The following is a 1899-nucleotide window of genomic DNA, read 5'->3' on the forward strand; positions in this document are numbered from 1 at the left end:
CCTCGCTGTTTCGGTTCGCGTCGGCTCATCTGGGGTGATCCTTGTGTCAGATGTCGCCGGGCCGTAGGCGGGGGCTGGGCATGCCGAGAGCCCGGCGCGATGGCCGGTTGCTCCTGGGTCCTCGGGTCGTGGGTGGCTAGTGGTGGTGTCGTCTGTCAGGTGGCCGGTCGAGGTAGGGTCAGCAGGCGGTTGAACGCGGTGGTCAGTTCGTGGCGCCAGGGCCAGGTGGCGGCGATTCGCAGACGTAGGCGGCGGGCTCCGCGCGTGATCCGGGCGGCAGTGTGCAGGACGCGGTAGCGGAGCTTCTTGGGCTCGGCAGTGGCCAACTCGCCGTCCAGCAGCAGGGTTCTGGTCCAGGCGAGTAGGTCGATCGCTGTCAGGGAGAGCTCCAGCCATGCCTGGTTGATGGCGAAGTGGCGGGAGGGGAAGCGGCCGAAGCCGGTGGTCTTGCCGCAGCGGATGTGGTCCTCGACCCGGGCGTGGGCCCGGTGGCGGACCTCCAGGTGCTGGATCGAGCCGCTCCCGACGGGCGTGTCGGTGAGGAAGACCTGGTGGCGCATGCCTTCGTCCTGGTCGAACAGGGACAGCTGGGCTCCTGGGTGGGGACGCTCGCGGCGGACGATGATGCGGGTGCCGTCCGGGTATCCGGTGAGGTCGACCAGGCCGGTCAGCTCTGCGACCTCGGCGCCGGCGCGGAGGGCCCCGTCTTGTTCCAGTGCGGGGTGCCAGACCTGGTCGGGCAGGACCCGGATGGCTTTGCGGACCTGCTCGGTGACGGCGTGTCCGACGGAGAAGGTGGTGCGGGTCCCGTGCTGTCGCAGGGCGCGTATGTGGGCGAGGAAGGCTTTGGCACTGCCCGCCGAGTCGGCGCGGATGAGGACCTCGGTGCCATGGCGGTGGGCGTCGGGAATCTGCGCGAGGGCCTGGTCGAGGACCATGACGTGGTCGGCCGCGGTGTTCGCTCCGGCGTTGCCGGGACGCAGAACACCGGCGAGGGCCTCGCCAGTGTTGTCCAGAAAGCAAAGCAGCGGGTGGTAGCCGAAGCCGCGTTTGTAGGTCGCGGCGGCCTGTTCCTTTTCCGAGTGGCAGGTGACCAGGGTCGCGTCGATGTCCAGGACCAGGCCCGGCAGTTCACGCCCTCCGGCCTGCGAGGCGGATATGGGGTGTCCGGTCTCGTCGGCTTGCAGCCAGGCGACTTCGCGGGCCCTGGCCCGGGCTGCCCGCAGTGTGTTCAGGGCCGCTTCGTCGATGCCGGCCAGCACGCGCCAGGCGGTCGGAGTGGAGGCGACAGGGCCGAACACGTCGCGCTGGTCGCGCAGCACGGCCAGGTCGGCGATCGCCTCGCCGCCGTCGGCGAGCATCACCGCCAGGTCCAGCGCGACCCGGCCGGGATCGTGCCCGGTCCCACGCGGCCGCAGCCGGTGCAAAGCGTCGGAGAAGGCGCTGGTCAGCGTCGTGGCGTCGGCCAAGTCCGCGAGCAGGCGCGAGCCGGCGTGGCTGACCACCCCGTTCCCGTCGGCGCTGACGACGAGCTTGGGCCGCGACCGGGTAGTGTGCACGCAGAAAGTGCCTTCCTACTGGGACCTTAGACAAGCCTCATCGTTGCAGCTCAGAGGGCACTTTCGCTTTTCCGATCATGATCCGGACGCGACCCCGGGTGCGCGCAGGTTAGTCGCCGAGGACCCGCTCCCACAGCAGCGCGTCCCGCCAGCTCCCGTCGAGAAAGATCGAGGAGTGCGCGACGCCGTACGGGCTGAACCCGTTGCGGCGCAGTACCCGCTGCGACGGCAGATTCTCCAGATTGGTGGACGCCTCAGCGCGGTGCAGACCGAGTTCGTCTGTCATCACCCGGAGTGCGAGCCCGAGGGCGCGCCCGGCATGCCCTTGGTTCTGGGCGAC

Annotated in this window: 2 protein-coding genes; both read right to left on the reverse strand. The window is 69.9% G+C overall.

Annotation, left to right across the window (positions count from 1 at the left end; translation table 11 throughout):
• Positions 1-155 precede the first annotated feature (155 nt).
• Positions 156-1559 carry an IS1380 family transposase gene (locus ACGF12_RS38415; protein ID WP_393041252.1) on the reverse strand — a complete coding sequence of 468 codons (1404 nt, stop codon included), beginning with the start codon at positions 1557-1559 and terminating at the stop codon, positions 156-158.
• A 109-nt stretch (positions 1560-1668) separates the two neighbouring features.
• The coding region (locus tag ACGF12_RS38420; protein ID WP_393041255.1) for a GNAT family N-acetyltransferase at positions 1669-1899 on the reverse strand (231 nt) is incomplete at its 5' end.

The sequence above is a fragment of the Kitasatospora sp. NPDC048296 genome, from assembly GCF_043201815.1.
In the GTDB taxonomy this organism is placed as follows: domain Bacteria; phylum Actinomycetota; class Actinomycetes; order Streptomycetales; family Streptomycetaceae; genus Kitasatospora.